We start from the raw sequence: 6,949 nt of genomic DNA, 5'->3' as shown, positions 1-6,949 counted from the left end.
CGGGCTGATGTGGCGTTGGCAATGATCAATAAGTTGTACGGCATTGAGCGTGATTTGAAAGACGTGACGGATGATCAGCGCTTTGCCGGTCGTCAAGCACAGAGCTTGCCGGTGCTCACCCAGTTAAAAAGTTGGCTGGAGAAAACCCTGCCACAGGTCACGGCACAAAGCGCCTTGGGTAAAGCAGTCCATTATCTAGGCAATAACTGGAGTCGACTGGAGCGTTATATCGAAGCTGGATTTTTACCGATCGATAACAACGCCGCCGAACGAGCAATCAAGCCGTTTGTCATCGGGCGCAAGGCATGGCTGTTTAGCGATACGCCCAAAGGCGCGGCAGCCAGTGCGCAGCTCTACAGTTTGATCGAGACCGCCAAAGCGAACGGCCAAGAACCCTATGCATGGCTGCGCCACGTGCTGGAACGGTTGCCGCTGGCTGAATCAGTCGAAGACTTTGAGGCACTACTGCCTTGGAATGGGAGGGCATCATGAGTATCAATATTGACCACTTGAGCGTCGATGAATTAGTGACGTTGAATCACCACATTATCGAACGACTGAAGATGTTGGAGTCGTTGGAGGCTCACAAGTCGATGATGCAATTCCATCCGGGCGCGCGGGTAAGCTTCGACTCACCCAGTGGTGAACGCCTGTCCGGCACCGTCATGAAGTTCAACCGTAAGACCGTCACGGTGGTGACCGACACCAGTCAGCGGTGGAATATTTCACCGCACTTGCTGTCACCGATCAAAAACGTGCAGGCGGGGACGGTGGTGGATATCAGGCCGAAAAAATGAAGTAACGTGCCGAGGAGGGGCTCCGCGTTCGCTTGTGGATAGTCTATCGTGGCGAGAGTATGAGCAAGGTCTGCTCACAAGGCTGACAGCCTTACACGACAAACTGCACAGTGGCCGCTATCGCGCCCAGCCTGTTCGGCGGGTATTTATCCCAAAGGCAGATGGTAGCGAGCGTCCGCTGGGCGTAACCGCATTGGAAGACAAGATCGTCCAGACCGCAGTCGTGCAAGTGCTCAACGCAATTTATGAGCAGAACTTTCTCGGACTCTCGTATGGTTTTCGCCCAGGTCGAGGGCAACACGATGCATTGGATGCGTTATCGGTAGGAATACAGAATTCGCGTGTTCGTTGGATATTGGACGTGGATATTCGAGCGTTCTTTGACACCATCGATCACGAATGGATGATGTGCTTCCTGCAACACCGAATTGCGGATAGGCGAATGTTAGCGCTGATAGTTCGATGGCTGCGCACAGGTGTTCTCGAAAATGGAAAGCGCATTCCTGCGAAGCAGGGCACGCCGCAAGGTGCGCCCATTTCACCGTTGCTTGCCAACATCTGCCTGCACTACGTGATGGACTTGTGGATCAGGCAATGGCGCGAGCGTACTGCACGAGGTCAGATGATTGCTGTGCGATACGCAGACGACAGTGTGCTTGGATTTGAAAAGCATGAAGATGCATGGAGTTTTCGCCAGGCGTTGGAGGCTCGACTAGCCCAGTTCAACCTGACACTGCATCCAGAGAAAACACGTTTGCTACGGTTTGGCTGGTTCGCGATCGAAGATCGCAAGAAGCGCGGGGAAGGAAAACCGGAAACTTTCGATTTTCTCGGGTTCACGCATATCTGTGACAAAACCAAGAACGGGATGTTTGTGGTTAGACGCGTGACCATCGCCAAGCGTATGAGAACGACAATCAGGGAGATACGGGCGCAGTTACACAAGCGCAGACATGAGCCCGTCCCGGTAATCGGACAATGGTTGAGCCGTCTGTTTAAAGGTTACTGCAACTACTATCACGTACCCGGTAACACACGGCGACTGGATGCCTTTCGCCGTGAAGTGATCGGTGCGTGGAGGCATGCTCTTAAACGGCGAAGTCAGCGGCACCGTCTGAACTGGGAGCGCATGGCTACGTTGGCCCGGCTATTCATACCCTATCCAAGAGAGCTACCAATGCATCCGCATCCCATAACCCGCTTCGGCGTCAAAACCCAAGGCAGGAGCCGTATGCGGTAATTCCGCACGTACGGATCTGTGCGGGGGGTGGCAGGTGACTGCCATTCCTACCGCGACCGATTGATGTGATCGCGAAGCCGTCGACTGGGTGGCAAGCCCGATCGGGTACAGCGGCGATGATATCCGCGACTTGATGCTGGAAAGCGTGGAGAAGCGTTTTGCTGATCAACTGCCCACCACGCCAGTTCAATGGCTAAGCGACAACGGCTCGGCGTACACCGTCGAACAGACACGCCTGTTTGCTCGACAGATCGGCTTGCAGCCGGTGACCACCCCGGTGCGCAGCCCGCAGTGCAACGGCATGGCCGAGAGCTTCGTGAGGGCGCTCAAGCGTGACAACGTGGCGCACATGCCCAAGCCGGATCGAGAAACGGCGTTGCGTAACCTGGCAATTGCCTTCGAGCACTACAACGAGCAGCATCCGCACAGCGCCTTGAACTATCGCTCTGCGAGGGAGTTCAGGCGCTTAGCGGTAGCATCAATTTAATGGGGGCTTGGTGTTCGGTTTGGTAGGGGCAAGTCCAATGGTAGTGAATTAATCCTGCGTTGCTGCCTGCCTTAAGGGTGGCCGGATCACCGTGGAATCAGTGGCCGGATGTTCATGGAATAGGTGGCCGGATGGCCGTGGAATACGTACTACGCCTGGGCTTATTACGCGCACGACCATTTGGGAGAAAAAAACGACGCCAAGGCAGACTTCATGAAGTTCTCGCAGATCGTCAACAAACAGTACGTGCGAGAGGAGCACAAGGCCAAGCTCGCCGAGTACAAGATCTCCATGCCTTGATGTAAGAGCCGGTCTAGCGGCGAATGCACTGGGAGCGACAAGTGGAAGGGTAGATTTATTTTTAACTGAAATAGATCTGTCCTTTTTTTCTCTTTGTTCTATAACCCTTTGAAATCCGACAGAACAAACGACGTACAGGCCGTAAGATAAACCTCAACCCTCTCCAGCGACGGCATCACCTCGCTACACGACTCGGCGCGCTCCCCGTGAGCCTCTCGAATCAGGCTAACGGTATATCCGCCCTCAACCCGCCGCAGGGTGCCAACATATTTAACTGCATGACCCTGTTCATCACTCAACGACGTAGCGACGAGATCCTTCTCCGGCAAGGCCTGCTCCGCTCGTATCATCATCGCCTTACGCTTGGCAGCGTAATCCTTCGCGGCGAGCGCGCCGATAATCGCGACGGCGATCCAGAAGAGCATTTCCAGATTGCTCACCATTCGCCGTTTCGCTTCGTGGGTTTCGGTCAGCCAACTGCCTATCGCTGCGATGATGTCATCCATGGATTGCCTGCGTAGGAGTGTGTTCTGCCTGTTAAGTCTGCAATGCGGAGCGTGGGAACGAACGCTGCGGTTTATAGAATATCTTTCACGTAACCGTTAAGCGCGATGAGCGGAGCGTAAAGATCGTCCATCTTCTGTACTGCGCTGAAATCCGCAGCCAAACGATGCAGTTCTCGGCCCAGCACTGTACCCACCCCACCAATCGCCCCCAACGCCAAATCCAGGCATCGCCCGATTTCGCCCTGAATCCCAGCCACATCGCCCCGCCGTATCAACAACTCAAAGACCTCGCGGTCGCAGCTGCCCATCAATGGATCATCCCGCAGAATCGGGCTGTGGCCCTCCGTCTCATAAGCCAGCTTGAGGGAGTAAAGAGCGACCGTTTCCAGCAGCAATTCCATGGGGTGAAATCCTTAATGACTGGGTGAGGAGGGGGGGGGGCGCTGGGTTGTTGTGTTGTTCCTGGGGAGGGCGAGGACAATCAGTCGCAATCCGCAGCCAAACCACTTTCCTACAGGCGAAAAAAAAGACCTTGAACTTCAAGGTCTTTCTTTAAGATGGTGCCCGAGGGAGACTCGAGAGTTCCATATTTTCCGCGCCTTGCAGACGGATTATAAAGCTTGGGATACAAGGAGGGATACACAAAGAGTTTTGCTGACGCTCGCCGCTGTGATCCCATCCATGCTTCAGGTGTCGAGATTATCCCATTCCTCACCGAGAACCCAGCGGAGAGCAGATAGTTTCCCGTTGAGCATTCCCCACTCGAAGTCGTCCCAGGGGCCGAGGTCCGGATGCCTGCCCTCGACTTCCTCCGCCGCTTTTAACGCACCCGCCCAGATGTGCTCGTGAATTTCCGAACCGTTGGCTCTCTCTGTACCTTCAGGTATGAGTTTTATGCGACCGGTCTCAATACCCTCTGCTCTCAGACAGTGTCGGCTGTACCAAATTTTGTCAGTGAGTTCGTCCAGCGTTTCAAGTATCTCGAACAGCCCTCGGGTCTCTTCCTCCCAGCCGTTCTCGATTTCAAAATCTAAATCACCAGGCGTGAGCAGATCGGCTAGTGAGGCATTGGGAGTGATGAAGAATTGAGACGACGGCTCAGCAAATATTTCGGAGAAGTCCGGGTGGGGCTTGCGATGGTCGCCATCAGAGAAATCCGTGTAATTGGTAGTTATGAATCGGAAAGTCTCAAAGTCGTGAAGGTTAGCGCGTCGGAACTCGTCGAAGACCTCAATGAGGGCCGCATCGGCCATGCTGTTCTTGCTCTTATGGAACGGAGCCAGTTTGCCAATTGCTCGGTTAGCAGCTTTGAGCTTTGCTGAGTCAGAAACTGGAGGGGCGACGGCCTTGGCGAACAGGTCTTCTACACGGTGAATAGTCATGTAGTTCGCTTCCGAGAGTATCGGAAGCCTGTGTTTCACATCGTCAATCGTATTGATTGCCTGGAGTTTATCCGCACCGCCGAAGGCCTCGACGATTTCCCTGACCAGTCTGCATTCTTGAGTGAGTCGCTGGCGTGTCTGGTTTGCCACTCGATCTTTATTTCGTTCGTACTCTTCTTTTACGAGATCAGGAACCAACAGCGTGATGATTTCTCGGTCTACCAAATACTCTATGAGGCCTAGGATCGGTATCTCGCTTTTCTTCGAGGAGATCTCCAGCCATACACATGTGTCGATCATCAAGAGGTGCATCCCTGTACTCCATGGCTGGTGGCAATAAGTGCTTGCTTTGGGGGCAGGATGGAATCCTAGCCCAGAAAACTGCCGGGGACCCTGAGATTTTCTTGCGCACACGGGGTCGGAAACCCGCGGGATCTTGATAGCGACAGAGACTGCACCTTACTGAAATTTCAACGTTGAAATTGAAAGGATCCTGACGAAAAAGGGGATCGTTACCGCAACGGTAAAGGTGAGCCATTGTGTTGTTGATAGCGAACGGTTGAACCCGGTCAACCTTGGGGATGGTGTCAACCTGTCAACCGACGTAGAAAACTCGGTCGCTAACAAGATGCTGCGGGTTCTTTACCCCGTACCCATTCGAAATGCCCAGGGTCCCCGGCAAGCTACCAAGCGATAGGGCAAATGCAGAGGTGAACCACCAGTTCACCAGGTTCACCTGTTCACTAAGCTGTGCACTTTTTCGCTAACACGATCACGCGGGTTTCCGACCCCGTGTCTTAAAGAAACCTCAGGGTCCCCGGCAAAATTTGGAACTGCTCCTGACGTTCGCTGGTGGCATTGATGCTTCCGGGGAGCGGGGGAATACGCATCCTTCTGAAAAGCAGTGTTACGAACGTTACTGGTGTAACGGTTGTCGATAACTGACTGTATTTATTGGATATTATCGGCGTAACACTGTGTATGAGCATGAGTTTTTAGGAGTGTTACTAAGCCAACTGGTGTAACGCTTCCGAGCATCTGAAGTAGACCCATAAAACAGGAAAGAAGCTCTCGTCGAACTCTCGCCTGCCCATCAGCAACGATTGGCAGTTAGGTATGAACACTTTGCTAGGCGTCAGCAAGCTATCAGCGATTAGGCCAAAAGGAGTCGTCCGAATGCGGTGAGATCAGAGGCGTTTCTGAGCGCGATAGCACCTGCCCAAATGTCATTTCCCTGTCCAAGCATCCAGCGTGGATGGAATGCCAGTAGCAGGAGTGGATTTAGCCATAGTAGCGTTGCGCCTCTACGACCCCGATCGGGTGAACGTGTAACGGAGCAGTGAAATGGATTTTGTAGAACGCTTGAACGCAATGTCAGCGAAGGTAAATCAGCTAGCGCCGACTATACAAACGGAGGAAGCAACGAAAACTGCTTTCGTCATGCCGTTCATTCATACCGTGCTGGGCTATGATGTATTCGACCCTTCCGAAGTCGTTCCAGAATACGTCTGCGATGTGGGCACGAAAAAAGGAGAAAAGATTGATTACGCGATTTTGAAAGATGGCCAAATCCAGATATTGATCGAAACAAAAAAAGTCGGCGAGCCGCTCAATATCAACCATGCGAGCCAACTTTTCCGATACTTTCATGTCACTACTGCACGAATTTCCATTCTTACAAATGGCAGGTTTTATCGGTTCTACACCGATCTTGATGCACCAAACAAAATGGATGAAAAGCCGTTCCTAGAGATCGACCTGCTTAATATTGATGAGCACGTAATCCCTGAACTTCAAAAGCTTACGAAGTCCGCTTTCGACGTTGATTCGATCATCAATGCCGCAGGCGAACTGAAGTACGTGGGAAACATAAAAAAGGAAATGGCTACGCAGTTCACCCAACCTGATGATGATTTCGTTCGCTTCTTCGCATCGCGAGTCTACGAAGGGGTCATAACCCAGAAAGTTCGAGATCAGTTTACTCTGCTCACAAGGAAAGCCGCAGCCCAGTTTCTCAGTGACCAAATCAACGACAGGTTGAAGTCGGCGATGAGCAAAGCCACATTTCCCACGCCCGCTGAATCGGTCGTCGCTGAAAATCAGGCTGAAGCCCAAGAAGAGCCTGAAGATCGTATTCTGACTACGATGGAGGAGCTGGAAGGTTTTCATATAATCAAAGCGATTGTCCGGACCGTCATAGATGCAAAGCGCATAGCCAGCAGAGACACCCAGAGCTA

The 6,949-nt window shown here is 52.7% G+C and carries 8 protein-coding genes and 1 pseudogene; 6 read left to right on the top strand and 3 right to left on the bottom strand.

What is annotated here, in order from left to right; translation table 11 throughout:
- The 5 genes and pseudogenes from AACY42_RS27675 to AACY42_RS27655 all read left to right on the top strand — a co-directional run.
- A partial coding sequence (locus AACY42_RS27675) for an IS66 family transposase (RefSeq protein ID WP_339483668.1) occupies nt 1–492 on the top strand: 492 nt, incomplete at its 5' end.
- Nucleotides 489–797 carry a hypothetical protein gene (locus tag AACY42_RS27670; protein ID WP_339483667.1) on the top strand — a complete coding sequence of 103 codons (309 nt, stop codon included), beginning with the start codon at nt 489–491 and terminating at the stop codon, nt 795–797. The genes AACY42_RS27675 and AACY42_RS27670, both read left to right, overlap by 4 nt.
- A 34-nt stretch (nt 798–831) precedes the next feature.
- Nucleotides 832–2,037 carry a group II intron reverse transcriptase/maturase gene (gene ltrA, locus AACY42_RS27665; protein ID WP_339483666.1) on the top strand — a complete coding sequence of 402 codons (1,206 nt, stop codon included), beginning with the start codon at nt 832–834 and terminating at the stop codon, nt 2,035–2,037.
- 64 nt (nt 2,038–2,101) lie between these two features.
- Nucleotides 2,102–2,524: pseudogene (locus tag AACY42_RS27660) on the top strand (integrase core domain-containing protein); the annotation flags it as partial.
- 123 nt (nt 2,525–2,647) lie between these two features.
- The gene (locus AACY42_RS27655; RefSeq protein ID WP_339483665.1) at nt 2,648–2,824 is read left to right on the top strand and encodes a hypothetical protein; all 177 of its coding nucleotides are present in this window, start codon (nt 2,648–2,650) and stop codon (nt 2,822–2,824) included.
- 98 nt (nt 2,825–2,922) lie between these two features.
- Here the strand turns inward: AACY42_RS27655 and AACY42_RS27650 are convergent, their stop codons facing one another.
- The 3 genes from AACY42_RS27650 to AACY42_RS27640 form a co-directional block, all read right to left on the bottom strand.
- Nucleotides 2,923–3,330, bottom strand: coding sequence for a hypothetical protein (locus AACY42_RS27650; RefSeq protein ID WP_339483664.1), 408 nt, complete (start codon nt 3,328–3,330; stop codon nt 2,923–2,925).
- A gap of 71 nt (nt 3,331–3,401) precedes the next feature.
- The gene (locus AACY42_RS27645) at nt 3,402–3,731 is read right to left on the bottom strand and encodes a hypothetical protein (RefSeq protein WP_339483663.1); all 330 of its coding nucleotides are present in this window, start codon (nt 3,729–3,731) and stop codon (nt 3,402–3,404) included.
- A 285-nt stretch (nt 3,732–4,016) separates the two neighbouring features.
- Nucleotides 4,017–5,024, bottom strand: a complete 1,008-nt coding sequence (locus AACY42_RS27640) for a PIN domain-containing protein (protein WP_339483662.1) — start codon at nt 5,022–5,024, stop codon at nt 4,017–4,019.
- A 1,032-nt stretch (nt 5,025–6,056) separates the two neighbouring features.
- Between AACY42_RS27640 and AACY42_RS27635 the strand changes: the two genes are divergently transcribed.
- The coding region (locus tag AACY42_RS27635; protein ID WP_339483661.1) for a type I restriction endonuclease at nt 6,057–6,949 on the top strand (893 nt) is incomplete at its 3' end.

Origin of the sequence: Pseudomonas sp. RL_5y_Pfl2_73, assembly GCF_963970515.1 — a bacterium.
GTDB lineage: Bacteria > Pseudomonadota > Gammaproteobacteria > Pseudomonadales > Pseudomonadaceae > Aquipseudomonas.
Note: the sequence above shows the minus strand (reverse complement) of the source record. Positions and strands in the feature narration are given on the sequence as shown.